The organism is Frigoribacterium sp. SL97 (genome assembly GCF_026625765.1).
GTDB lineage: Bacteria > Actinomycetota > Actinomycetes > Actinomycetales > Microbacteriaceae > Frigoribacterium.
This window is the reverse complement of sequence record NZ_CP113062.1, coordinates 2,333,126-2,356,496: the sequence shown is the minus strand read 5'-3', so window position 1 is coordinate 2,356,496 and position 23,371 is coordinate 2,333,126. Positions and strand designations below refer to the sequence as shown.

Genomic DNA, 23,371 nt, shown 5'->3' with positions numbered 1-23,371 from the left:
CCTGTACACGCTGCAGCTCAGATGATCCGCAGCGCGCGCTTCGCCGGCGGCGGCGCGAGGACGGTGATGCCCGCGGCCGCGCACGCGTCCGAGCCTGTCAGCTGCTCGGCGTCGACAACTGCGAGCGACGCGTCAGGACCCTTCGGTCCGAACAGCGCCCAGGAGTTCGGGGCTGCCTCGGTCGTGAACCGCGACGCGTACCGGACGCCGTCGAAGCCGGCCTGGTGGAGAGCGTCTGCCCAGGCGTTCGTGACGTCGTAGCGGACGGTCGTCGTCAGCTCTCGGGTGACGCCGTGGTGGACGGCGGCCTTGTCGTTGACGTCGGCGTACCGCCGCGGCGAGGGAGGCACGATGGCGGAGACGGTGAAGGCTGCGGCCAGGTCGGGTGTGACGGTCTGGTCGGCGGACAGGCGCGGGCCGAGGCTCTCGCGGACGGCGGTCTCGACCTCGTCGGCGAAGTAGCAGGTGCCGTCGTCGCCGGTGTCAGGCAGGTCGAAGCGGCCGGCGCCGGTGGTGCCGAAGAACCAGGGCCCGAAGTTGACGGAGTGCGCACGCCACTGCCGTGCAGCCGGGCCGTCGACGGCGGGGAAGCTGGTGAGGTCCTGGCCCGGCTGCGGTGGCTGCTGTGCGAGGTCGTTGCGGGATGTCATGACGCCAGCAGTGCGCCGGCTTGGCGAGCGAGCGCGATGACGTCGTCGGCGTCGCCGTCCCGAAGGGCTTGCGCGGGGGAGCGGTCGCCGAGCTCGGGGCGCGGCTCACGTACCCAGATGGCGTCACCCCACACGTCTGCGCGACGCGGGTCGAGGACGGCGAGGACACGGGCGAGGTCGGGCAGCGGCGTGCCGTCGGGGCCGTCGAACTGGAACGACGGGTAGAGGCGGTGGCCGTCGGACGTCGTCACGCAGAGGACGTCGCCTCGGCGGACCTGGCCGTCGATGGACTGGCGGCGGATGCCCTTCCAGCGCCCGAGGCTGGTGGTGTCGTAGAAGGGGCCGAGCGCATCGTCGTAGACGTTCGCGCCGGGGACGCTGGCGAGCATCCGTGTGGCCATCGCGTCGACTCCTCCGAGGACGTCCATGACGGGGCGGAGGTCCACGCCCTCGAGGTGGTCACGGATGGCAGCGAGAAGCTCCTCACGCTCGGCGGTTCCGGCAGCGGGCGTGACCGGGTGTTCGGTGTCGCGGCGGGCCTCAGGGGCTATGCCTCTCATCGTTCCTCCATCGTCAGTTGCGTCAGTCAAGCATACCGCGGTGTGCGTCAGTTGCGACAGTCTGCTCGAGCCGCGCATGAGTCCCGTACCCCCGACCGAAGGACCCTGATGCCGAAGACCATCGCCCGCCGGCGCCGCCGCAACCGTTCGCCCTTCGCAGGTGCGACCCCTGGCGACCTCCGGATGCTCCGCACCCTCGCCACCGGCACCGAGCGGTGGAAGCGTGCGGCGATCGCCGACGAGTTCTACACGTTCCCGCTCGCCTGGCGGCTGCTCAAGAACGACGGCGGCTTCTACCAGATGCGTGTCCTCGACGAGTTCGAGTCACGGGCGTTCAAGAACCTCAAGCGCCGCGACGACTACGCCCGCATCTACGACGCCTACGACCTCGACCGGCTCTACCGCTGGGACCGCCCTGCCTACGAGACGAAGATGCTCCGCCGCGAGGTCGCCGAGCTCAGGAAGCGTCTGCCCGGCACGTCCCTCGACCCGGCGGCCGCTTCGGTCCTCTCCCGCGTCGCGTGAGGCGCGCGGGCTGCCGCGCATGACCTGAGTGAAGCGAGCACCGCCGCGACCGCCCTGGTCAGCACCAGCGTCCGCCGCGACACCACACCCAGGAGACACATCTTGAAGCGCAAGATCCTCGCCGCGGTCCTCGCCGTCGGCATCATCGGCAGCCTCACGGCCTGCACCATGGAGGAGTCCACCCGCGACACGCAGCGGAAGGAGTCGGTCGAGAAGTTCGACGGCCGCACCGCTCCGGACGTGTCCGGCGACGCCGAGTACGAGAACTACATCGCCGCGCAGGAGCTCTACGACGACCCCGCCTCGATCATCTGGTGCACGGTGTTCCCGCCGTCGGACGCCGCCCCCATCTTCACCGTCGCGGTGAAGGGCAAGCTGACCTCGTCGAGCGTGTCCTTCTACCCGGGCCAGTCGCCGAAGCACTACAGCGACGGCAGCACCGTCCTGCTCGAGAACCAGTCGGTCGACGGCATGTTCCACGGCTCGCCGCCGCCCTACCGCTTCGGTTTCACGCCCGGCGGGCAGTACGTCGACTTCTTCAACCTGCCGACGTTCTGCACCACGGCACTGAACGACTTCCAGCGTGCCAGCCTCTCCGTCAGCATCGACACGGACGCCGACGCCGTGACGAAGCAGGCCGAGGAGAAGCTCGCGGCCGGCGACCCCGCTGCCGCGCAGGGCCTCATCGACGGGCTCGGCAAGTGAGCTGGGAGGACCGGGCTGACCGCTTCGAGAAGAAGCCCATCAGCACCGGTGTCCGCTGGGGCCTGATCGGTGTCGGTGTCGTCGTCTTCTTCGCCGTCATCTTCGGTGCGCTCAGCTTCGGCGGTGCGTGGGCGAAGAAGGGCGCCGACGTCGTCGGTCCCGCCAACGTCGAGAAGCAGTACGACCAGGTCATCACGAACTGGGAGTCCCTGACGTCGGCCGCCGACAACGCCTGCATGGCCGCCGGCGCGACGTCCACCGACAACAGCCCGACGTTCGTCGAGTCGCCTGCCATGGCGTACGTCTCGACGTACCGCAGCATCCGCGTGGACTACAACGCGGCGCAGGCGGACCTGTTCAAGGCGAAGGTCGTCGGCCCCTCCGGCTACCCGTCGGAGATCCCGAACTTCGTCGAGGCCACCGGGCAGACTCCGGACTTCTGCTCCGTCGGCACCCAGCTCGCCGAGCTCAAGGCGGCCGCCGAGTAGGTGCCGTCTCCCCGCCACCGCGGGGGTGTTCCGATCATCGACTCTGGTCTCCACATCCTCGCCTCAGGGCGAGGGTCCTTCCCCGCCGCCGCGGGGGTGTTCCGAAGGGAGCTTGCCTGCGAGACCCTTCTCCCCGCCACCGCGGGGGTGTTCCGATGAGAGTCACGACCTCGACCAGCTCCCCGCCACCGCGGGGGTGTTCCGAAGTCCTTCACTGACGACCTGTTCCCCGCCACCGCGGGGGTGATCCGATCGCCGAGGTCATCCTGACCAACGCTCTCCCCGCCACCGCGGGGGTGTTCCGTACATGGACGTCCTCTACCGGTCGATCCCCTCCCCGCCACCGCGGGGGTCTACCTCAGCTCCACCACGGCCCGTCGTCGTCCCGTCGCTCCCCGGCGCCGGCCCGGCGGACCGCGGCGCCGAGCTCCCGCCACCGGACCGGCTTCCCTGCCAGCTGCCGGAGCGGGGTGATGCTGATGGACTGCCGGACCCCGTTGTCGAGCATCGACCGGGGCACCACGTAGAACTCCCACTGCCCGACGTCGAGAGTGTCGTAGCTGGCGTGCTCGGTCGCCGTCTGCACGCAGAAGACGTAGACCATCGCGTTCATCCGGCGGCCGGCCGGGTCCTCGCCGCCTCGAGGGTGCGTCCGCAGGCCGCGGAGCCCGGTGAACTTGATCGCCGATGGACGCCGCTGATCCCACGCCTGTAGGTACGCCGACGTCTTCACCTCGATAGTGATGCCGCCCTCGCCGTCGTCGACGAGGAGGTCGTAGGCGTCCCACTCGACCCGGCGGAGCTGCTCGAGGCCCAGAGCCTTCCCGACGAGGAACTCCCCGAGGTGTCCGCGAGCTGCGTTCATCCGCAGGTCACCGAGGGCGAACTGCCAGAAGTCGCCAACGGTCGCGTCGACGCCGATGAACGGGTCGGCGGCCACCGCCGGCTCACGGTCGTCAGGGGTCAGCCACACGTCCTGATTCGTCACCGGAGGAGGCTAGCTGCGGCCGCCCGGCCGGGAGGTGTGAGCGCTCGGCCGCCGCGCATGAGACCCGCATGGCAGCCCCCGACCCCGTCTCCGCGATGCTCGTCGTCCAGCGCGCCTGGACCGCTGCCATGGCCGTCGGGGTCATCACCCTCATCGCCCTCACCTTCACCGCCATCGGCGCCTCCGTCGACGGTGAGTTCTGGGGGCGCCGCATCGTCTGGTGGGCGGGGCTCACCCGCGCCGCGTCCTTCGCCCTGCTGCTCAACGCCGCCATCCTCTGGGGCATCGGCATCCTCGCCAGCGGCAACTCGAGATGGGCCTCCGGCCGGCGCCGCTGACTGCCGCGCATGAGCCCGGCGACGAGGTGCCGACCGGCAACTCCCCACCGACCACGGAGACACCCATGACCGACCTCGCCATCGGCGACACCGTCCGACACGACGACGGCCGCGAAGGCACCGTCACCGCCATGACCGGCAAGCGCGTCTCCGTGAAGTTCCCCGGCCACTGGCGGACCAGCGTCATCTTCGCCAAGCGCCTCAGCAAGACCCCCGCGCCCGTGGAGGCCCCCGCCGGTGAGTAGCCACACCGCTGGTGAGGTCACCTCCAACGAGTGGGCCCTGGTGAAGTTCGCCATCGCCCTCCTGGTGGCCGCCATCATCTTCGGCGCCGCCAGCATCGGCCTCCCCGGCTCGTCCACCGGCCAGGCCCCCGACCCGCTCCTCGTGAACCTCAAGGCCATCTCGGGCACCGTCGCGCGGACCCTGCTGCTCGTCGCCCTCGCACCGCTGGCGGTGTCGGTCACGCTCAGCGCCATGAGGTCCCGGCGGTAGCGCCGCCGCATGTCTCACCGGTGTCCACCCACCGAACCTCGGAGAACCGATGCCGTACCCCCTCGCCCTGCCCCAGCTCGAGAAGCACCCAGACCCCACCGGCTGGAACGTGTTGCTCCGCTTCGTCGTCGTCATCCAGGTCGTCCAGATGACTGTCGCGGGTGTACTCGCCGCCGTGACGCAGACCGTCGCTGGCACCGCTGCCCTGACCGCCTCCGCCGCCGGGTACGTCGACTACGCCTTCGGCTCAGTCCTCCTCGGCCTCTTCGCCGGTGCCCTCCTCAGCGTCGACGAGTACCGCCGTCGCCGACCCCGCCTCGTCTGACCACCACACCACCAGAACGGAACCGCCATGACCGACCCGACAACCACGCCCACCACCGACCAGCCGCCCGCACCGCCCCTCGGCCGGGGCAGCAAGGCCGTCGTCATCCTCCTCGTCGCCGTCATGGCGGCCATCCAGGTGTTCTTCGCCTGGCAGCTCGTCGCAGCGATCGTCACCGCGGTCCAGTCCGTGACCTCCCCCGTCCTCATCGACGGCGTGAACACCATCGGCTGGGGCGCCGCCGTCGCCTTCTGGGGCATGGTCATCTGCTCCTTCGCCCGCAGCGTCATCGTCCAGCGTGGAAACGCCACCCAGATCCGGTACGCGTCCCTCGCCCTCGCCGGCCTCGCGTTCGCGAGCTTCGCCGGTTCCCTCGCAGCCATCCCCGGCAGCGACAGCAACAAGACGTTCCTGCACGTGTTCACCGCGATCCTCTCCGTGGCCTTCATCGCGTTCGAGTTCGGGACGGACTACCTCAAGGCCCGACGTCACCAGCGGACCCTGGCCGCACAGGCCGAGAGCGACATGCAGCCCGCGGACGCCACCCCGTCCGACAAGGAGCGCACCGACATCAGCGTGTAGCGCCCAGCCGCTCCGACTACCGTCGCGCACGAAGCCCCTCCAAGCCCGGCCGCCTGGAGGGGCTTTCCGCTGCCCGCGGCAGCACGCGCCGACCCCCAGACGCGGACTGGCGGACACCCGCATCGTCCGCCAGGGTCGAGACCAGACCTTGCACCGCACCGCAGAATGACCGGCCGAGCTCACAACTCGGCCTGGGGGACCGATGAAGAAGACCATCCTGACGAGCGCCACCCTCGTCCTCGTCGCCATGGCCGTGACCGGCTGCTCGAGTGCCGCACCTGCCGACGAGGCCCCGGCGCCGTCAGCTGCGAGCTCGACGGCGGCAGCGGCGCCGGCCGCAGCCACCGGAGACGTTGTCGCAGCGGACGGCGCCCTCAGCGACACCCAGACGGCCTACCCGATGGCCGACGGCACCTTCGTCGCCGTCGACAAGAACGAGCCCCTCCCGGACGCCGTCCTCGCCCAGGTCAACGCCGAAGCCTCCGCCATCGCCATCCAGCACGGCGACGCCATGGCCACTGACCGGTCCGCCGGCCTGCAGGCACGCGGCGCGGCGAAGATCGACTTCCAACGCGACACCGGCAAGCGAGTCATCATCGCGTGGGACACCGTCGGCCTCCCGACCGCCGACACCGTCTCGCCCATCCACTTCTGGGCCATCGACATGCCTGGCTACCCGCTCGTCGTCGACCGGGCCGAGGCCGAGGCGAAGATCGCCACCTACCTCGCCACTCAGGACGACGCCGCCAGCTACCAGGTCATCTGGGCCACCCAGTAGCGCCCGACCACCTCGAGCCCCTCCGAGCCTGTGCTTGGAGGGGCTTCGTCGTACCCGGCAGCTGCCGCGCATGACTCCGTCGAGGACCCTTCCTGGTCCCCGCGCGCCCGCGCGTCACCGTCAGCGCCACGCGCGCGAGAAAGACATCCATGCCCAACCTGCTCAACATCGCGACCATCGTCGGCCTCGTCATCGTGGCCTTCCTCGTCGTGCTCATCTACCTCAAGAGCGTCTACAAGAACGCCGGCCCCGACGAGGCCCTCATCATCACCGGCACCCGTTCGAAGAAGACCACCAGCACCGACGGCACCGTCACCGAGGAGTCCGGCATCAAGGTCGTCCACGGCTCCGGCGTGTTCCTCAAGCCCTTCTTCCAGAAGGCCGCGAAGCTGTCGCTGACCTCCCGCGCCATCGAGATCGACACCGTCTCCCAGGACCGCAACGGCGTCACCATCCGCGTCGCCGCCGTCGCCATCGTCAAGGTCGGCGAGAACGACAACGCCATCCGTGCCGCCGCTCAGCGCTTCCTCGGCCAGGAGAAGAACATCGACAACTTCACGCAGGAAGTCCTCTCGGGCTCGCTGCGCGCGTCGATCGGCGCGACCGACGTGTCGACCATCATCAAGGAGCGCGACAAGCTCGGGGGCACCGTCCTCGACGTCGCCCGCGAGTCGCTGCTCAACCAGGGTCTCGACGTCGACTCCTTCGAGATCAAGGGCATCACCGACGACAACGGCTACATCCAGGACCTCGGCCGCGCCGAGCAGGCCCGCGTCCGTCTCGCCGCCGAGGTCGCCGAGACGCAGGCCAAGCGCGAGGCCCGAGAGGAGTCCGTCGTCGCCGAGCAGGCGATCGCCGAGTCCGAGAACACGCTCGCGCTCCGCAAGGCAGCCCTGCAGCTCGACACCGACCGCGCCGCCGCCGAGGCCGCAGCCGCGAAGCCCCTCGCCGAGGCGAAGGCGCAGCAGGCCGTCGTCCAGGAGCAGCAGGTCACCGCCACCCGACGCGCCGAGCTCCGGGCCGCCGAGCTCGAGTCCGAGGTCGTCGCCGTCGCCGAGGCGAACCGCCGCAAGACCGAGCTCGAGGCGGAGGCCAGCGCCCGACGCACGCAGCTCGAGACGGAGGCCGAGGCCGCCGCGCTCATCCGCCGCGCCGAGGCTGACCTCGCCTCCCGCACCAGCGCCGCGTCGGCCCGCCTCATCGAAGCGAACGCGGAGCGCGACTCCCGCACCGCCGCAGCCGATGCCGTCGCCGCCGAAGGTAAGGCCGAGGCCGACGCCATCCGCGCCAAGGGTGACGCCGAGGCCGAGGCCACGAAGAAGGCCGCCGAGGCCGTCGCCGAGCAGTCGGAGGCTCTCATCGGCCTGCGCCTCATCGAGACGCTCCCGCAGATCGCCCGCGAGCTCGCAGCGCCCATGGGCAACATCGACAACCTCACCGTCGTCTCCACCGACGGTGCCTCCGCCCTGACGAAGAACGTCGTCAGCGGCTTCGGCGAGCTCGACGGCACCCTCGGCGCCATGGGCCTCGACCTCAAGACGATCATCGGCAACGTCCTCGGGGGCGCCGCCGCCGGCAAGGCCGCAGCGGTCACCGCCCGCCCGACGTCGTCCGGCACGCTCGACGTCCCCGCGGAGGTGTTCACGAAGTAGCACCCGCTCCACGACGACGGCGGTCCAGCTCCGGCTGGGCCGCCGTTCGTCATCTCTGGCCGGCGCCGCGCATGAGCCACGCGTGACCCCTACGACAGCGCACCCCATCCCCGGCTTCCACCGCAGCACCGCCATCCTCTGGGCGGAGCACGCCGACGACGGCCCAGACCCGGAGACGACCTCGTGACAGGTCCCGCCCCCTGGGCGCACCTCGAGGCGCGCCTCACCGAGGTACGCCGCGATCAGGCAGCGCTCACCTCACCGACGCACGACGTCGCCGACTTCGACGCGGTCCGTGCGGAACTCGCTGACCCGGCCTCGCCGGAGTGCCGGGACGCCTTCGAGGCGTACAACCGGGCCCACCGAGGCCTGCTCGGGCAGAAGTAGTCCGAGGGAGCCGGAGGACACTGCCGCCCCGGCTCCCAGGTGCCACCTACGTGTGCGGCGCCCCGGCTCGCCACCCGCCCCGCCCCACGGCCCGCTCCTCCGCCGCGCATGGAACGTCCATGACCTCCCGCACCCTCTCGTCCAGCATCGGCAGTCTCCTGAGCCCAGAAGTCGCCGCAGCTCTCGGCCGAACACCCGCCGCGTCTACTCTTGAAGCACCCGCAGGAGCAAGCCGAGGGGACGGTGAGCAGGTGCAGCCCAGTCGCGTGACGACGGTGCAGGAGCTCGACGAGCTCACGGCGTGGCTTCGCAGCGACGACCGTGACCAACCTGTCGTCCTCATCTCCACTCCGAATGGCACCGCCCACACCCGCTTCAACGACACCGATGTCGCCACCACCCTGCGCGACGAGGCCGAAGTCTTCATCATCGAGACCGGCGACCTGACGTGGCGCCTGACCGACAACCTGGGGGAGGGGTTCTCCGTCTACGGCGGCGCCGCCCGCGTCTACCCTGTCGGCACGGGCTGGCTCGAGGACATGTTCCTGTCGCCTCTCGTCTTCGCCTACGAGGCGGACGTGAAGTCGACCGTCACCGGCACGCTCATCCGTGTGGCCCGGAAGTTCAGCCCCGCCCTCCTGTCCTTCACCACCGTGACAGCGCCCGACCCTGCGTCGTCCGCGTCGCTGTTCGTGGAGACGCTCCGCAGCGTCCGCGACGCCGGCGTCGTCCCCGGCCCTGTCGGAGCAGCTCCTGCCGTGCGCCGCGACGAGCCGGCCGAGACGGTCGCCGTGCCCTCTGAGCCGAGCACGCCGGCGCCGACGCAGTCATCGAAGTCGGCGCTGCAGTGCGCCCTCGAATCCGTCGCCACCGAGCGAGCACGCGTCAGCCAGCTCGAAGCGGCCCTCGCCACCGCCGAAGACGCCGCCGAACGCAGGCTCGCCGCCGCGACCGCCGAACTCCGCCGCGAGCTCGCGACAGCCGAGTCGAACCTCCGCGTCTCGCGTGAGGCGCAGCGCATCGCCGGGTCCGCCGCCAGAGCCGCCCGCGCGAAACGTCAGGACGGCACCGACAGCATTGCGCTGCCGCTCGAGCAGTTCCTCGACCAGGACGACGCCGCCCGCCACGCCATCTACCTCGCCTGGGTGGAGCGCATCCCCGCCTCCGACAAGGTCGCCATGCCGCTGCCGTCGTACGCCCTCAGCGACCGCTTCACGGCGAGCCTCTCCGACCTCACCTCCGACAAGCTCGCCAAGGCACTCCGCTGCGCGGTGGACGTCCTCACCGGGCTCGCCGACACCTCCGTGAGCAGGCGCGTCCACCCGCTCCGTCAGAACGAAGCCGGCGACTCCGGAGTCACCACCGACGCCGACGGCGCCGTCTGCATGCGCGCCAACATCGAGTCGAACACCGCCTCCGCACGCCGTCTCCACTACTGGAAGCGACCGAACGGCACCATCGAGCTGATCCGCGTCGTCCTCCACGACGTCATGGAGCCCTGAGCTACCTCACGGCAAGGGAGCGAACCCGGCGACGTCGATGCCGGCCGCCAAGTACCGGGCCCACGGGCCTCCCTGGCCCGCCGGCATCCGGTGACTCAGGCCGGACTTCGTCAGGTGCGCGTCCTCGGCCTTCGTGACGACAGCGGCGGCGAGCCCGCGATGCAGGAGCCCCTCGAGTTCGGCAGCTCCGAGGGTCGCAGCCCTGGCGACCAGCTCCTGCACGAGGATCCGCCGCGGCTCGAGGTGTTCGAAGACGAGGTTCAGCCCACCCGGCCGCCACGACGCTCCATCCTCGACGGACGCCCGAGCTGCGGCTGACCACGGGTAGGCCCGCGGGTACTTCGACGCCACGAGAGGGCCCGGCAGGCGCGGGCTCTCCCACAGGAACCACAGAACCTCACGCACCACCCGAGACCTGGCCGACGCCGGCACGTCGAAGCCCGCCACCGACCGCAGCACCTCCAACAAGCGCTCCGCGTCAGCGTCATCCGACGGCAGGCGATCGGGGCGGCCAGGCTCCGGGAGGTCGGTCATCCCCGGAGCCTAGAGCCCGCCGCGCATGACCTTCCCATGACGACGCAGACCACCCCCGCCCGCGACGACGCCGAGCCGGCGTTCGACATCAGCTCCGCGCTCGAGGCGTTCACCTCAGCGGTCGACGAGGCGGTCACCACCGCGTCCGACATCGAGACCGGCACCGGCCTCGCCCTCAACACAGACACCGCTGCCGAGACGAAGATGCGTCTGGCGAAGGATTACGGGCAGGTCGTCAAGGCCCGCACCGCAGCCGTCGAGGCCCAGGCGGCTGCGAAGGCGGTCATGGAGCGCGCCGTCAACGAGGCCAACGCCATCCTCCGAGCGAAGATGGCCGAGCTCGAGCCGATGCTCAAGATGGCCAAGCGCCTCGAGGACGGCATCGGCGCCGTCAACCTCTACCTCGGCCGCGACGAGTACATCGAGACCCTCCGCGACGGCGAAGCCGCACCGGCGAACGTCCCGCTCACCATCCGACAGCTCGTCCTCGCCATGGACGAGGAGAGCGCGCTCAACGCCGCCGAGGGCGGCATCGACTTCCGGAACATCGACGCCTTCACCGAGTGGCTGCTGGAAGACCCCGCCCACCTCGACCAGGTCATCCCCGAGCGCCGCGCCGTCGTCGCCATGATGCCCCGCCGCGCCTCGAAGCAGTACGAAGACCCGTGGACGGCGATGAGCGCCGCCGAGGCGGACAAGGAGTCCTGGTGGCTGATTCGCAACGGCGACCAGGTCTACCTTCACACCACCGACTTCCAGGTCGGCCGGCGTCTCGTCCCGGGCCGTGACGAGTTCACTGGCATGTTCGCCGGCCGCACCCGCCACGGCGAGTACGAGCCCCTCAAGCCCGGCACGAAGGCCTGGCTCGACGCCGAGGAGCGCGCCGACGCCCGCACCCGCCACTACATGAAGATCGCCCTCATTCTGCAGGGCCTCGTCGACCGGACGACCGTCTTCCACCCCCTCCCCGTCGCAGGCCTGAACCTCCTCACCCCTGACCACTACGAGGAGGGTTTCGCCCAGATCATCGCCGACGACGAGGACCACTTCGCCATCGGAACCGGCAAGGTGAGCTTCCGCGACTGGCACCGAGCCGGCATGGCCCGCCTCACCATCGGCCAGCGCGTGATCGGCCGCTTCGAGAGGTACTCCGACCAGGAATCGAACGTCACCCCTGAGGGCGCCTCTGCGCCGGAGACCCTCGTCCCGCACACCATCGAGACCGAGGACAGCCAGTCGTTCTCGTTCCTGTTCACCCGCACCGACACCATCTGGGTGCGAACCCGCTACGGCTACATGGAAGAGCACACGCCGAAGACCCGCGCCCGGTACCGCATCCAGAAGGGCGCCGGCGACACCGTGATCCCCATCGACGCGGTGACCATCGAGGAGATGCAGTACTACCTGACCTCGCGGTCCGAGCGGCACGCCTACGTGCAGATGTTCCCCGCCCTCACCGCGGCCATCGCGTTCAAGCAGCAAGAGGAGCTCGACGAGCGCCCCTTCCGGCAGCTCATCGCAGGCAACCTCGCCAGCGCGCACCTCGTCGACCCCGACGGCGCCGACAGCTATGCCGGCGAGCTCATCAGCTGGTGGAAGACGAAGAACCTCTGGCACCGCGCCCTGAACGGTGACGGCGACCACGAGCGCAAGGCCGCGAAGAGCATCCTCACCGAGGCCGGACGTCGAGCGAAGGGCTCCTCACGAGACGCCGACGTCGCCGCGACCATCCTCCGCGAGCACCCCACGGCGGTCGCGATCGTCCGCCGCTCGAGCGACTACCTCGCCGTCATCCCGCAGCCGCGGACCTTCTCAGCCGAGGCCGTTGCGACCAACGTCTTCGTCACCCTCATCGACTTCACCGCGGCGGGCAAGCAGAAGACCGTCCGCGAGTGGAAGACGCTCACCAACGCCCAGGTCGCTGGCTGGACTTACCTCCACAAGACGGACGCCTGGGACAGCTGGAAGGTCGGCGTCAAGCGCGACCGGCACCTCACCGACACACAGCTCCGCGACGGCGTCGACAAGACCCTGGCGAAGCTCCGCGCCAAGGGCCAGGAGCCGATCCTCGTCCGCTACTACGAGGGCGGGCTCGACAAGCGACCGACAGGCCTGCAGGTCTACTTCGCCAGCACCTGGGACAGGCAGGACCTCAACCAGGAGGAGTGCGATGTCACCCTCACCATCGTCGACGACGAGACCGTCACGGTGCGGGTCTGGCAGACGCACTCCCACGCCTGGCGAGAGGACGGCTTCGGGCGCGGGAGCCGACGGGCCCAGAGCCCGCAGGAGACTCGCTACTGGGGTGACGCGCCCAACGAGGCCGTCGTGTGGTCCGACCACGAGGCCCTCGCGAAGGAGACCGAGGCGGGAGACGCATGGTACGTCGGATACATCCGCCGTGGCCGCATCAGGGACCGGGGACAGCAGCTCTACATGAGCATGGTCCACCTCTGGGAGGCAGCGAACGAAGCCCGCGAGCACACCCGCTTCCTCGAAGACTTCGGTGACGAGAGCCTCTGGGAGGGCCACCGGAAGAAGCTCACCCTCCACTACCCGTACCGGAACAGCAAGGTCCCCGGCACGTACTGGGACAACTCCCTCCGCTCCCTCGGCCACGCGATGGCGAAGGCTGACCATGACCCGGCCGGCTCGTCCATCGGTGAGCTCCTCGACCAGTTCCCCGTCACGCAGGAGGCGCCCCTCACGGAGGAGCTGCTGAGCCTGCGGTTCCCGGTGAAGGAGCCCGGCACGGACCTGGTCCGCGCGTGACCGGCGGCTAGGTCCACGGTGGCCGTCCGCGCATGGGCTCTGCATGACTGAGCAGAGCCTTCCCGCCACGACCTTCACCGAGCTCGTGTCGGTGGAGAGCGCCATCCGCGACCTGCCTCTCAAGGAGATGGAGGCGTCGCTGCTTCGGACGGCCATCCTCACCGAGGTGACCCGCATGGGTCACGACACTGCCTTGTTCGAGCGCGCCATCGACCTGGCGGCCTACCTTCACCGGGCGAAGCACCGCCGGCAGCGCGGACCGATGCAGCTCGTCCACTACGTCGAGCACCCGCTGCGGAACACCCTCCGCGCCATCCGGTACGGCGTCACCGACGAGCACACGCTCCTCGCCATCGTCTTCCACGACACCGTCGAGGACCACGTGTGGGAGTTCGCCCGTCTCGCGACCGTGCCCGGCACGACGATCGCCGACGAGTCCGCCGCTCGAGAGATCGCCTTCGGTTACATCGCCCACCACTTCGGCTACATCGTTTCCCGTGCCGTCCGCGGCATGACGAACGACCTCCTGCCCGCCGGGCTCACCCGCGCGGAGAAGAACGTCCACTACGTCGGCCACGTCGACCAGGCGATGCGGGAGAGCGCCCGGGTCGTCGTCGGCAAGTTCGTCGACTTCGCCGACAACGCTCTGTCGCTCCACCACTCGATGGACCACGGGTTCGTCTCACGGCAGGCGACGAAGTACCTGCCGCTCGAGGACCTCTTCAATGAGCGGTTCGAGGACGAGGCGGTGCTCGAACTGTTCGGCCAGGACGTCGTGGACAGCATGCGACGGGCCCTGAGCGCGAGCCGGCTGAAGGAGTTTGCGGCCCTGGCTTAACTTTTCAGGTGGAATGCCCCCTCTACATGGTGAGGGTCGAAATACGACCCGTTGAAAGGAACACCATGACTGCCACCACGATCACGCGCCAGCACCGCCGCAGCCTCAAGCGTCGCACCGCCCGCCGCATCGACATGAGCGTGATGCTGCACTTCTCGGACGAGGACGCTCAGCGGATGGAGGAGGTCCTCGACTTCCTCGTCGCGCTCACGTTCCCCGAGGGTGACGTGCAGGACCTCGAGTCTTCGGACGACCCGAGGAGCCGTCTCGGACTGACCCCGCTGCTCGCCCGCAACACGTGGCGCGACCACCTCTACGAGCACGTCGGGTGGGCCAAGTTCAGGGTCCTGCACGACCGCATCCAGGAGAAGCCCGACACGAGCCTGGAGGAGGAGGTCCGCAAGCTCGTGCTCCGCTGAGGCGGCACCTGCTAGCGCCGAGCTGGACATCGCCTCCAGCTCGGCGCCGGCACGGGGGGCGACCGATCTGCGGCCAGTCCAAGAAATCCACTGATTCGGCTTAACTTTTGCGCCGCCCTGCCCCATGTAGTAGATGAGGCCGTCAGTGGGACGGCCAACTGAAGGAGACCACCGTGTACCGCAACCAGCACACCGCCGAGACCGCAGCAGCCGCGGGACTCCCGCCCGAGCGCACCGCCGACATCGCCGCCTTCGCCAGCAAGTACCCGGAGGCGGCCGCCGCGTTGGACTTCGTCGTCGAGTACGCCTTCCAGCTCGCCGAGATGGACACCACCCCGGAGCTCGAAGACGCGATCGTCGTCACCCGGGAGGACATCCGCGACTACTTCCTCGGGGAGTGGGACTTCGCCGACCTGGCCATCGCCCAGGAGCTCATCAAGGCCCACCCCGTCGTAGACATGGATGCGGTGGTCCGCATGCAGGACAGCTACCGCGAGGAGCGAGGAGTGAAGACCGGGTCCGCCCGGTACCCCACCGAAGCGGAGATCGACGCCCTCGAGGACTACTTCGACTACATCGACCGACTCAAGGTCACGGTGCGCAACTGAACGCGCGGGCGCCGCGCATGAACCAGGCATGACGAACGAGGTCCAGCCGACGACCGACGCGGACACCATCCGCGAGCTGACCGCCGAGGTCGCCCGACTACGGGCGGCCGACGCCCAGCTACTCCACGAGCTGGGCCTCCTCGGCGTCACAGTCCACCGGTACACCGACAGTGTCAGCATGCTGCCGGTCACCGCTGTGCACGGCGCCACCATCGCCGACGTTCTCACCGCCCAGTCCGCCCTGGCGGCGGTCAGCGACCTCACGGACCGCGCCGAGCACGGGGCGCTCCGCTGGGCCGACCCGCTGCCCGTCCCGGAGTGGGTCGAGCGCGTCCGCACCGCCGTCACCCTCGCTGGCAACCTCAGCGCCTTCGACGTCAGCCGCCAGCACCTCACCGGCGCCGCGATCGCCGAGAGCGCTGCCGCACTCGAGAAGACCGACACGAACATCCCCCGCCACCACGTCACAGCAGTGTCCGGCTGGCTCCGCGACCGTGCCCGGACCGCGACCGCCGGGAAGCTCTAGTGGCCACCGGGGCCGAGCACCGGCACACCATCGGTGCGGTCTTCGAAGGCGGCAACGTCTTCTGCCGGTGCGGTCACCGCTTCGGTCCGCCGCCCCGTCCGGAGCAGATCATGCGCATCCGACCGATGACGGCGGAGTTCCTCGCCAAGCAGCCGGGGTCGGCAACCTACCGACCGCTACTGGCCGCGTGACAGCCACAGCGCCTGCAGGAATGGTTGGCGTGCAAGTTGCTTCACCCTCTGGCGTGCACGCTGATTCGCACCTACGATTTGGAGTGTACCGGGGCAGGGTGTCCCGAGAAGGAGCCGACATGTCTGACGCGTTCGCCGAGCTGGGCCAGAAGATTGACCTGCCACCGATCAACAGCGAGTTCATCCTCAGCATCGACACGTTCCTCGGGACCGTCTTGAGCAGCGGCCGCGGGGTCGACTTCGCTACCAGCCTCCTGCAGGAGGCCACCGAGCTCCTCAAGGCGCCGCCGGCGCGAGTCAGCTCCATGACCGAGAGTCAGGCCGCGTTCCTCGTCTCCTCAGGAGCCATGACGGAGGAGCAGCTGGAAGAGTCGGAGGCGTCCGTCGCCCGTGGAGAGCTCTCCGCGCTCGAGCGCCGAACACGCCTCGAAGCTGTCGCAGGCTCCTTGAGCTCAGCGGAGGTCGCAGCCCGGCTCGACCGGGACGCCTCCAGCATCCGCCACCGGGTCGTGGCCGGCACGCTCTACAGCTTCCTCGTCGGCACGAAGCGTCGCTTCCCGGCGTGGCAGTTCACCGACGACGCAAAGCAGCCGGTACTCCCCGGTCTCCCCGCCCTCGTTGCAGCAATCCCCGAAGAGATGCACGCCTCGAGCGTTCAGGGGTTCATGACGACCCGCCAGGAGGACCTGCGCATCGAAGATACCCAGGTGACGCCGGCCGAGTGGTTGCAGCTCGGCAAGCCCGTCCAGGAGGTCGTGGACATCCTCGACAGCTTCCTGCAGTCGTGAAGGTCCCCGTCACGCCGCCCGACACGTTCACCACCGACGGGCAGCACCTCAGAACCTTCGGTGCCGACGCCGCTCTCTGGCGGATCTACCGCACGGCCGGGCCGCACCCCACCGCGTGGGACGCCCTGCGCCACTACGGTCCGATCACCAAACAGCGCTGGGACCCGCACGCTTCACCCGTCGGCATGGACCCCGACGCTGGCGTCCTCTACGCCTCAGCCGACCCGACCACTGCGTTCGCCGAGGTCTACCAGGACCGTCGCGTCATCGCCCGTGCACAGGGCGCGCCCGCGCTCGTCGCGTGGCAGCCAGCACGCGACCTGACTCTCCTTGACCTGACGACGAACTGGCCCGTGGTGAACGGCTCGGCCGCGTCGATGATGATGGGCGACAAGCGAAGCACCCAAGCCTGGGCCCGCGCTATCGACATGCGACTCGGAGACAGAGTCGACGGTCTGTACGCACTGTCGTCGATCACCAGCAGGCCTGTCATCACCTTGTTCTCTCGCACGGAGCGGGAGCCGGCGTTCCCCCTCAGGCCCCAGCTCCACGCGCTTCTGACCGACGCCAGCATCGACGCCGTCATCGACCGTGCGGCACGCGAAATCGGCTACGGAGTGCTCGCGTAGAAGCTCAGCCTCAGGCGGCTTCGTTCGCGACCCGGAGTAGGTAGCCGACCGCGGCCCGCCAGTCGTCCGTGACACCCTCGCCGTCGCCCGCTGGTGTCCGTACGGTGAACTGGCGCCACGGCTCGTCGAGCGACCCGGGCAGCTCCATCAGCCGGCCGATCGGCGTGGACCCAGTGGCGACCTCCCACCGGCCCTCGCCGGTGGACAGCAGCGTCACCTCGACGCCGCCCACGTCGCGAATCTGGGACTGCTGGGGCAGGTCGACATCGTCGCCCGGCCGCCTGTCCTCGCCCATGCGTTCCATCGTACGTGGCGCCATCTCAGGCCCCGTGCGGCCGCCGCGCATGACCTCCTCGACAACACCCGCCCGAGGAAGGAACCGCCATGGCCGACGGACTCGACATCACCGACATCCGCATCATCGCCCAGGCCACCGAGGTCGCCATGGCGCCGCACCTCGAGCTTCGGCAGAAGGACCCGCAGCGTGCCGTCGCTGTGAACGGCCTCATCGCCCAGGCGATCGGCGACGCGCTCCCGACCATCAAGCACCTGCTCGAGCACCCGGAAGACATCAACGCTCCCGTCATCGCGTGCGGCCCGGGCCGATGACCGATCACCAGCTCATCCTCGGCGTCACCACGACGCCGGCTGAGACTCCCGGCCGGCTCGCCGATGGTAGCCAGCCCCTCTGGTCGGTCGCCAACGACACCTTCAAGGCCGTCCTCCTCGAGGTGCCCGACCTCGACGCGCAAGCAGCTCTCATGGACGGCTGGCGCGAGGTCACCGTCCACCCGCTCCGGCAGCATGCCGAGACACTGATGGCGGACCGCCTCGATCACCTGACCGGTCGAACGGTCCGTCTCCGCGGTCGTGACCGAGACGCGCAGCGGTTCGACGCTCTCGTCGGACTCGCCCGCTACGACATGCTCGACACCGGTGACACCTTCTGGTCACAGCAGCACGGAATCCAGACCGTCACCGCCATCAGCGTGGGCGCGGAGACCGTGACGGTCGACGTCGAGGGTGACGAGCCGGTGGAGGCGCCGCGGCATCACCTGGTCGGCCTACTGGACCGAGCAGAGGGTGCGGCGCCGCTTACACGGACCGTGCCGACGCGGGGTGACTACGCGTAGATGTCGGGGGAGGAGGGCCCGGCGTTGTCGGCCTGCTCACGGAGCAGCTCCTCAACGAACCGGTCCGTCTCAACTTCGAGAAGGGGTTCGAGGTGCTCGCGCTGCATGGGGTGCTCCGTTCGTGTGCGCTCGGTCGGCCAGTCCTCCGAGTGCGATCGCCACTGTAGGGGCCGCAGCAGAGAAACTCCAGATCAGGGGTACGTCGGCGTGGCGCGAAGACCATGAGCTGGGCCTGCGCCGCGCATGGTCCTGACGACCGAGAGGACCCCATGACCATCGACACCGCCGCCACCGCCCAGAGGGCAGGAGAAGCACTGGTCGAGACGCTTCACCGCCAGGGCCCGACGACGCTCGACGACAGCTTGGACGCCGTCATCCGCCAGACCAGCTGCACCCGGCAGGAGGCGCTCTACGGCCTCACGTACGCACGGCAGAAGAACCTCATCCGCGACGTCCCCGGCACGAGGTCCCTCGTTGCAGCGTCCGACACGACCACACTCGGCCGACACCAGCTGAACCTCGGCCACGTCCCCGGCGCCGCCCAGGTGTTCGACCCTGAGACGTCACCACTGAGGTACGACGACCTCCGCGCCTACGGCGAGGCCGTCGGCCGGCACCACCAGATCTACGCGTCGAACGGGCACGCCGACGTGTGGGGACTCCTCGAACGCCTCGGCGGACGCTTCGAGCGTCAAGGCAGCGACCAGGTCCAGCTCGTCATCTTCGGAGCCGGCGACTTCGCCATCAACCCGCTCTCCGTCGGCAGCGACCGACGGCAACGACTGAACGTCGCCTGCACCCTCGGCGCCTACTTCACCCACTACCTGCAACCTGGACTCCGCGGCGGCCGGGTGCTCCGCCGCCGCTACAGCCACCGCGCCACGGTCCAAGCGAACCTCTTCGCGACGGGCCTACTCGCACCGGCCGCGGAGTTCACGACCGCCTGGCGAGACCTCGACGGTGACTCGTGGAGGGTCGGCGACGTCTTCGACGTCTCGCCAGCGTTCGCGTCCACCCGCGCCGCGGCACTCGGCCTGCCAGCGAGGGTGCCCGCCTGACGCCAGCTGCCGCGCATGACCTCGACGACGCGCCGGGACCCCGCCCAGCGCCGGACGGAAGGCATCCTCGTGGCCAGCACCCCCAAGCTCAGCATCACGCACCCCGACGGCACCATCTCCCGCCGGCAGACCGCCCGCGCCTACACCCACGTCGTCGTCGCCACCCCGCGTGACGCCTCCCGCTACGCCGACCACATCGCCGGCCGTATCGCCACCTTCGACAGCCACATCGCCGAGCTCGAAGCCGCGATCGCCAACCCCGAGTTCAAGCTGGCCCACCGCGGCTTCCCCACCATGGGGCGCGGCAGCGACGACGTCGGCTTCGACGGGGAGCCCCGCTACACCGCGTTCGCCCTGTCTCTCGTCCTGCCCACGCGGGACCTCAACGTCTGCACCTGGACCAACTCACAGGCCATCACCGAGAACCTCATCCCGGCCGGCGACGGCAAGTACGACCGCGAGACTGCCGACGGCCGCCAGGAAGTCCTCGCCATCGCCCGTCGACGCATCGACACCTACACGACCGAGCGCGCCGAGGCGCAGACCCTCCTCGACTCCGTCCGGGCCGGCGCCGCCGACCTCGGCAAGTACGCCGTCGCTCGTTGGTCGACGAGGCAGGAGCTGGCGATCAGGGCGATGGCCGAGTTCGACCACCTGCGCGCCGAAGGCCGTAGCCTCTCCGTCGTGGAGGTCGACGCACGATGAAGAAGCTGCTCAGCAAGCTCGTCCCGACCGCGCCGGCCGGCCCCCGCTACGCCCTCTGTGAGCGGGTGACCGCCACCGGCACCTCACCGCACCACATTCGTCAGCTGACCGACCAGGGCATGTTCCGCGGCGGCGGCGCCGACGGGCCCGCGGCCTGCGGCGCCACCGTCGCCTGGGACACCAGCGAGGTCACCCTCGAGCAGATCCCCGGCATGGTCGAGCGGTCCCACGCGAGCTTCCGCCTGTGCGTGGAGTGCGTCGCCGCGGTGTCGCCGTCCGAGTGAGGCGTTCCGCAGGCTGACGTCCTACTGTCGTCGCCCCTGCGTCGTCCCCGCGTTGCCGCGGGGCTGCTGCTGACGCCTAGCTCGCTCCTCGTCCTGCTCGCGTTTCCTCGTGGCTGCTTCCTCGTGCGTGACGGCGTTGGCCATCTCATTGACGACTGCCATGGACGACTCCCAGTCGTCGAGCCACTTGTCGATGAGCAAGCCGAGCGTCAAGAGTGCCCACTCCGCGTCATCGACGATCGGTCGAGGGTCCGGGGGCGTGTACTGCTTGAAGAGGTCGAAGCCGGTCGCGCGTTCGCCGTCGCCTGGCTCCTCGGACCACGGGCTCTCAGCCGAGATGCCGCCAGGAAGCGACATCGCCCGGCGTCGGTGATAGTCGTTGTGCCGCAGCTCGACGACTGATTCCCACCGTGGGGTGTTCGCGAGGTCGTTCAGAGGCTGTGCCAGGGCGAGGAACGCCGGGATCTCCTGTCGTTGGGCGTCGACGAGAAGTCGTTCGGTCGTGCTCGGGTTCATGCTGAGCCAGGCATCGCGCTCCTGGTCGTTCCCAGCGGCACCGATGAGATCGACAGCCTTGGCCAGGATTCCCGTGGGCCGGACAGAGAAGTGCGGGAACAGGTGCAGTGTCCTCAGGGCCGCGTTGACGAGGTTGTGCGAGACCGAGAGAAGCCGGTAGGTGACGTCGTCTGCCATCGCTCGGGCGCCCATGACCTCGCGACCTCCGGCTGCCGGTGCCAAGAGCCATCGTTGCCCCTCGAGGCAGGCGGTCACTGCGTTCCCGAACTGCTCCCCGGCGGAAGCGAGGAGCGCGAGAAGCTCTGTCGTCGCGCCCTGCCGGGGTGCCGAGAACGCTGCGAGGACCCGCATCTCGTAGGCCGGTGCCGCATCGGCCAGCATCTGCAGCCGGACAGCAGTCTCGGCGGGAGCTCGCATCGCGTCGGGCAGGCGTGTCCGACTGCTGAGTGGGCTGAACGAGGGCAGCACGGCCGCAGCAAGGACGTTGTCGGGAACATGCCCTGGGCTCGAAGTTAGCTGGGCGTCGTCGCTCGTCATGTAGCCAGTGTGACGCAGGCGGCCGACGGCCTAGACCTCCTGGATGGCCTGCAGGGCTGCGTGGTACTCGTCGGGGAACGCGATGGCGATGTCGGAGGCGAGGTCAGTGTCGGGGTGGCTGATGACCGTGATGCGGAGGCGCCCCTTCTGAGCGTCGGTCAGCGGGAGCCGGACGATCGGCCGGCCGTGCTGCATGGCCTGTTCCGCTCGGACGGTGTGCTTGATGAGGAGCTCGAGCGGGCCCTCGACACGAGCGCCATCGACGCACCAGACGGAACGGACGACGTTGGCGGCGTCTTCGACCGCGGGCCCGTCGACGCGGTGAAGGATCGGCTTCGAGCCTTCGGGCTGCTTGTAGTAGCGGACCTCACCCGTGCCGAGGACACGGCGCACGTGGTAGTTCCCGCGCCAGTGCTCCTCCGGCTCGCCATCGGCGTCGAACCACCGGGTCTCTGAGACGCCGGCGGCGTTGATCACGGTCGTCGCTCGGATGGCACCCCGCTGGTCGTGCCAGATGAGCCGGCCGGACTTCGTCTGTCCAGCGAAGCTCAGCGGGTCGCGGAGGTCGTGGTCGGGTGTCTCGAGCTGCACGCCGAAGAGCCAGGCCTCACGGCGGTCGTCGCGGATGACGGCGTCACCGTCGGCGCGGTGCAGTTCGCCGTCTCGCCAGTACGAGACTCCGTCGGCGTGCACACGGCGCTCGTTCCAGCCGCCGGCAGTGTCGTACGGGCGGGTGCGGGTCAGGGTTGCGGGGGAGTTCATGCAGCCTCTCTCACCTGAGCAGCGAACTGCTCGAGGGTTTTGGTGCTTCGGACAGGGGACAGGTGCATCCACGACGCGATGTCGTCGGATGTGACGGGTCGGCCCGCTTCGAGCTCGGCCACGTAGCGGCCGTACGCCTCGTCCCGGGTCAGGGCCGGAGCGCGCTTCGCAGCCGGCGCTGTCCGGGCGCGCGGGGGAGCGGCAGCGGGGGTGACCGCCGCGGGCGCTGCCGGGGCAGGAGCTGAGGCCGCGGGCACGTCCGGGGCGGACGGAGCCTCAGGGGCGCGCTCGAGAGCGGCGGCCACTTGGGCCACCGGCGGAGCAGCCGGAGGAGCCACGGGCACGTCGACGGGGCTCGGCACCGCGACCGGCTCGACAGCAGGAGCCGGCGCCGCCACGGCCACGGCCTCCGTCACAGGCACCTCGGCCGGTTCGTCCACCGAGACGCCCTCCGCCTCGGCCGACGGCTGCTCCTCGAGGAGCGGGACGGTCACCGGCATGGGGAGCGAGCCGGTGGTCTGGCTGGCCTTGTGCAGGATGAGGACGAGGAGGTGCGTGGACAGCAGCAGGCCGAGCGGGGGCACGGCGCCGATGAGCTGCAGCTCCCACGTCTCCGGGGTGCGCGCGGTGGCGTGCAGGGAGTTGATCCAGATGGACAGGGCCCCGAAGGACAGCAGGACCGCCCAGGGGTACCAGGAGCTGCGCGGCTCGATGGGTGCTGTGGGGATGGCGGAGCCGGTGGCGATCGCGCGGGCCTTCCGCCGGCGGTGATGAACGAGCAGCATCGTCGCGAACGTGCCGGTGAGGATGGTGCCGTCGATGACGACGGGCAGCCCCCAGGCGACGGACGGGTCCATGTTGGCGGCGACGGCGAGGTCGGTCTGCGCCTGGAAGGACAGCAGGAACGCCACGGCGATGATGACGGCCACGGTGACGATGACGGGCCAGCGGAGGACGCGGCGTAGCGCGTCGACGCCAGAGGCCTCGGTGAGATGCGGCGGCACGGCTGTCGTCGGCGCGACAGACGTTGCGCCCTCGGGGGTGGGGGTCATGCCGCTGTCATGCGCGGCACCTGCCGCATGTCTTTGAACTGGCG

The 23,371-nt window shown here is 69.8% G+C and carries 32 protein-coding genes; 24 read left to right on the top strand and 8 right to left on the bottom strand.

Annotated elements, in window-relative coordinates; genetic code table 11:
* Positions 1 to 17: 17 nt before the first annotated feature.
* A complete protein-coding gene (locus OVA02_RS11635) occupies positions 18 to 650 on the bottom strand; it encodes an RES family NAD+ phosphorylase (RefSeq protein ID WP_267658486.1) in 633 nt (210 codons plus the stop codon).
* Complete coding sequence (locus OVA02_RS11630; protein ID WP_267658485.1) at positions 647 to 1,210, bottom strand: hypothetical protein; 564 nt, start codon at positions 1,208 to 1,210, stop codon at positions 647 to 649. Before OVA02_RS11630 ends, OVA02_RS11635 begins: the two co-directional genes overlap by 4 nt.
* Before the next feature lie 108 nt (positions 1,211 to 1,318).
* On the opposite strand from OVA02_RS11630, the gene OVA02_RS11625 reads away from it, so the two are divergent.
* From OVA02_RS11625 to OVA02_RS11615, 3 genes are all read left to right on the top strand, one after another.
* Complete coding sequence (locus OVA02_RS11625) at positions 1,319 to 1,735, top strand: hypothetical protein (protein WP_267658484.1); 417 nt, start codon at positions 1,319 to 1,321, stop codon at positions 1,733 to 1,735.
* Positions 1,736 to 1,837: 102 nt separating this feature from the next.
* Positions 1,838 to 2,440, top strand: coding sequence for a hypothetical protein (locus tag OVA02_RS11620; RefSeq protein ID WP_267658483.1), 603 nt, complete (start codon positions 1,838 to 1,840; stop codon positions 2,438 to 2,440).
* Positions 2,437 to 2,928, top strand: a complete 492-nt coding sequence (locus OVA02_RS11615; RefSeq protein WP_267658482.1) for a hypothetical protein — start codon at positions 2,437 to 2,439, stop codon at positions 2,926 to 2,928. The genes OVA02_RS11620 and OVA02_RS11615 overlap by 4 nt, the downstream gene beginning before the upstream one ends.
* A gap of 358 nt (positions 2,929 to 3,286) precedes the next feature.
* On the opposite strand, the gene OVA02_RS18150 is transcribed toward OVA02_RS11615, so the two are convergent.
* Entirely contained in the window at positions 3,287 to 3,916 is a 630-nt protein-coding gene (locus OVA02_RS18150) for a hypothetical protein (RefSeq protein WP_420709581.1), read from the bottom strand.
* Between the two features lie 68 nt (positions 3,917 to 3,984).
* On the opposite strand from OVA02_RS18150, the gene OVA02_RS11610 reads away from it, so the two are divergent.
* The 9 genes from OVA02_RS11610 to OVA02_RS11570 all read left to right on the top strand — a co-directional run bounded on the left by OVA02_RS11610 (position 3,985) and on the right by OVA02_RS11570 (position 9,975).
* On the top strand, positions 3,985 to 4,254 hold the full coding sequence (locus OVA02_RS11610) for a hypothetical protein (RefSeq protein WP_267658481.1): 270 nt from the start codon (positions 3,985 to 3,987) through the stop codon (positions 4,252 to 4,254).
* Positions 4,255 to 4,319: 65 nt separating this feature from the next.
* Positions 4,320 to 4,499, top strand: a complete 180-nt coding sequence (locus OVA02_RS11605) for a hypothetical protein (RefSeq protein WP_267658480.1) — start codon at positions 4,320 to 4,322, stop codon at positions 4,497 to 4,499.
* Positions 4,492 to 4,749, top strand: a complete 258-nt coding sequence (locus OVA02_RS11600) for a hypothetical protein (protein WP_267658479.1) — start codon at positions 4,492 to 4,494, stop codon at positions 4,747 to 4,749. Before OVA02_RS11605 ends, OVA02_RS11600 begins: the two co-directional genes overlap by 8 nt.
* A gap of 49 nt (positions 4,750 to 4,798) precedes the next feature.
* On the top strand, positions 4,799 to 5,074 hold the full coding sequence (locus OVA02_RS11595) for a hypothetical protein (protein ID WP_267658477.1): 276 nt from the start codon (positions 4,799 to 4,801) through the stop codon (positions 5,072 to 5,074).
* Positions 5,075 to 5,101: 27 nt separating this feature from the next.
* On the top strand, positions 5,102 to 5,656 hold the full coding sequence (locus OVA02_RS11590) for a hypothetical protein (protein WP_267658476.1): 555 nt from the start codon (positions 5,102 to 5,104) through the stop codon (positions 5,654 to 5,656).
* Between the two features lie 202 nt (positions 5,657 to 5,858).
* Complete coding sequence (locus OVA02_RS11585) at positions 5,859 to 6,434, top strand: hypothetical protein (protein WP_267658475.1); 576 nt, start codon at positions 5,859 to 5,861, stop codon at positions 6,432 to 6,434.
* A 149-nt stretch (positions 6,435 to 6,583) separates the two neighbouring features.
* Entirely contained in the window at positions 6,584 to 8,086 is a 1,503-nt protein-coding gene (locus OVA02_RS11580; RefSeq protein ID WP_267658474.1) for an SPFH domain-containing protein, read from the top strand.
* Between the two features lie 183 nt (positions 8,087 to 8,269).
* A complete protein-coding gene (locus OVA02_RS11575; protein ID WP_267658473.1) occupies positions 8,270 to 8,473 on the top strand; it encodes a hypothetical protein in 204 nt (67 codons plus the stop codon).
* A 266-nt stretch (positions 8,474 to 8,739) separates the two neighbouring features.
* On the top strand, positions 8,740 to 9,975 hold the full coding sequence (locus OVA02_RS11570; RefSeq protein WP_267658472.1) for a hypothetical protein: 1,236 nt from the start codon (positions 8,740 to 8,742) through the stop codon (positions 9,973 to 9,975).
* Positions 9,976 to 9,981: 6 nt separating this feature from the next.
* Here the strand turns inward: OVA02_RS11570 and OVA02_RS11565 are convergent, their stop codons facing one another.
* Positions 9,982 to 10,509 (bottom strand): hypothetical protein, encoded by a 528-nt coding sequence (locus tag OVA02_RS11565; RefSeq protein ID WP_267658471.1) that lies wholly within the window; start codon positions 10,507 to 10,509, stop codon positions 9,982 to 9,984.
* Between the two features lie 36 nt (positions 10,510 to 10,545).
* Between OVA02_RS11565 and OVA02_RS11560 the strand changes: the two genes are divergently transcribed.
* The 7 genes from OVA02_RS11560 (at position 10,546) to OVA02_RS11530 (ending at position 17,280) form a co-directional block, all read left to right on the top strand.
* The gene (locus tag OVA02_RS11560; RefSeq protein ID WP_267658470.1) at positions 10,546 to 13,281 is read left to right on the top strand and encodes a hypothetical protein; all 2,736 of its coding nucleotides are present in this window, start codon (positions 10,546 to 10,548) and stop codon (positions 13,279 to 13,281) included.
* Positions 13,282 to 13,324: 43 nt separating this feature from the next.
* Positions 13,325 to 14,119 (top strand): hypothetical protein, encoded by a 795-nt coding sequence (locus tag OVA02_RS11555; RefSeq protein WP_267658468.1) that lies wholly within the window; start codon positions 13,325 to 13,327, stop codon positions 14,117 to 14,119.
* A gap of 65 nt (positions 14,120 to 14,184) precedes the next feature.
* Positions 14,185 to 14,538, top strand: coding sequence for a hypothetical protein (locus OVA02_RS11550; RefSeq protein WP_267658467.1), 354 nt, complete (start codon positions 14,185 to 14,187; stop codon positions 14,536 to 14,538).
* A 173-nt stretch (positions 14,539 to 14,711) separates the two neighbouring features.
* Positions 14,712 to 15,146, top strand: a complete 435-nt coding sequence (locus tag OVA02_RS11545; RefSeq protein ID WP_267658466.1) for a hypothetical protein — start codon at positions 14,712 to 14,714, stop codon at positions 15,144 to 15,146.
* A 28-nt stretch (positions 15,147 to 15,174) separates the two neighbouring features.
* The gene (locus OVA02_RS11540) at positions 15,175 to 15,672 is read left to right on the top strand and encodes a hypothetical protein (RefSeq protein ID WP_267658465.1); all 498 of its coding nucleotides are present in this window, start codon (positions 15,175 to 15,177) and stop codon (positions 15,670 to 15,672) included.
* 310 nt (positions 15,673 to 15,982) lie between these two features.
* Positions 15,983 to 16,651, top strand: a complete 669-nt coding sequence (locus OVA02_RS11535; RefSeq protein WP_267658464.1) for a hypothetical protein — start codon at positions 15,983 to 15,985, stop codon at positions 16,649 to 16,651.
* Entirely contained in the window at positions 16,648 to 17,280 is a 633-nt protein-coding gene (locus OVA02_RS11530) for an RES family NAD+ phosphorylase (RefSeq protein WP_267658463.1), read from the top strand. Before OVA02_RS11535 ends, OVA02_RS11530 begins: the two co-directional genes overlap by 4 nt.
* Positions 17,281 to 17,290: 10 nt before the next feature.
* Here OVA02_RS11530 and OVA02_RS11525 read toward each other — a convergent pair whose 3' ends face one another.
* Positions 17,291 to 17,575 carry a hypothetical protein gene (locus tag OVA02_RS11525; protein ID WP_267658462.1) on the bottom strand — a complete coding sequence of 95 codons (285 nt, stop codon included), beginning with the start codon at positions 17,573 to 17,575 and terminating at the stop codon, positions 17,291 to 17,293.
* 89 nt (positions 17,576 to 17,664) lie between these two features.
* On the opposite strand from OVA02_RS11525, the gene OVA02_RS11520 reads away from it, so the two are divergent.
* The 5 genes from OVA02_RS11520 (at position 17,665) to OVA02_RS11500 (ending at position 20,460) form a co-directional block, all read left to right on the top strand.
* A complete protein-coding gene (locus tag OVA02_RS11520) occupies positions 17,665 to 17,889 on the top strand; it encodes a hypothetical protein (RefSeq protein ID WP_267658461.1) in 225 nt (74 codons plus the stop codon).
* A complete protein-coding gene (locus tag OVA02_RS11515) occupies positions 17,886 to 18,413 on the top strand; it encodes a hypothetical protein (RefSeq protein WP_267658460.1) in 528 nt (175 codons plus the stop codon). Before OVA02_RS11520 ends, OVA02_RS11515 begins: the two co-directional genes overlap by 4 nt.
* Positions 18,414 to 18,682: 269 nt before the next feature.
* Positions 18,683 to 19,471, top strand: coding sequence for an ImmA/IrrE family metallo-endopeptidase (locus OVA02_RS11510; protein WP_267658458.1), 789 nt, complete (start codon positions 18,683 to 18,685; stop codon positions 19,469 to 19,471).
* 15 nt (positions 19,472 to 19,486) lie between these two features.
* Entirely contained in the window at positions 19,487 to 20,176 is a 690-nt protein-coding gene (locus tag OVA02_RS11505; RefSeq protein WP_267658457.1) for a hypothetical protein, read from the top strand.
* A complete protein-coding gene (locus tag OVA02_RS11500) occupies positions 20,173 to 20,460 on the top strand; it encodes a hypothetical protein (protein ID WP_267658455.1) in 288 nt (95 codons plus the stop codon). The genes OVA02_RS11505 and OVA02_RS11500 overlap by 4 nt, the downstream gene beginning before the upstream one ends.
* A 21-nt stretch (positions 20,461 to 20,481) precedes the next feature.
* Here the strand turns inward: OVA02_RS11500 and OVA02_RS11495 are convergent, their stop codons facing one another.
* Genes OVA02_RS11495 through OVA02_RS11485 form a run of 3 tightly spaced genes read right to left on the bottom strand, consistent with a single transcriptional unit; the run spans position 20,482 to position 23,327 of the window.
* Positions 20,482 to 21,513: a hypothetical protein gene (locus tag OVA02_RS11495; protein WP_267658454.1), complete on the bottom strand. Its 1,032-nt coding sequence runs from the start codon at positions 21,511 to 21,513 to the stop codon at positions 20,482 to 20,484.
* A gap of 30 nt (positions 21,514 to 21,543) precedes the next feature.
* Positions 21,544 to 22,275: a hypothetical protein gene (locus OVA02_RS11490; RefSeq protein ID WP_267658453.1), complete on the bottom strand. Its 732-nt coding sequence runs from the start codon at positions 22,273 to 22,275 to the stop codon at positions 21,544 to 21,546.
* Entirely contained in the window at positions 22,272 to 23,327 is a 1,056-nt protein-coding gene (locus OVA02_RS11485; RefSeq protein WP_267658452.1) for a DUF2637 domain-containing protein, read from the bottom strand. The genes OVA02_RS11490 and OVA02_RS11485 overlap by 4 nt, the downstream gene beginning before the upstream one ends.
* Between the last annotated feature and the right edge of the window lie 44 nt (positions 23,328 to 23,371).